General features: G+C 39.2%; 1 protein-coding gene. It reads left to right on the top strand.

Annotated elements, in window-relative coordinates; genetic code table 11:
- A partial coding sequence (locus SB658_RS26625; RefSeq protein ID WP_410603499.1) for a phosphopantetheine-binding protein occupies nucleotides 1-245 on the top strand: 245 nt, incomplete at both ends.

Below are 245 nucleotides of genomic sequence, written 5' to 3'. Positions count from 1 at the left end.
CTATTGACCATGAAGCCCTCAAGCTGAATCATCACAAAAATGGACAACCTCTTGAAAAACAATTGCCAGAAACGACAACAGAGCAATTGCTTGCTGCCATATGGGAGGACATTTTAGACGTTGATCGTGTATACAAAGAGGATCAATTCTTTGACCTTGGCGGACATTCATTAAAGGCGACTCAAACCATTTCACGGATCAATCATGAGTTTTCAATCAAGGCGCCTTTAAAAATATTATTTGAA

It is taken from the genome of Bacillus sp. SIMBA_008, from assembly GCF_046535495.1.
Taxonomy (GTDB): domain Bacteria; phylum Bacillota; class Bacilli; order Bacillales; family Bacillaceae; genus Bacillus; species Bacillus subtilis.
Note: the sequence above shows the minus strand (reverse complement) of the source record. Positions and strands in the feature narration are given on the sequence as shown.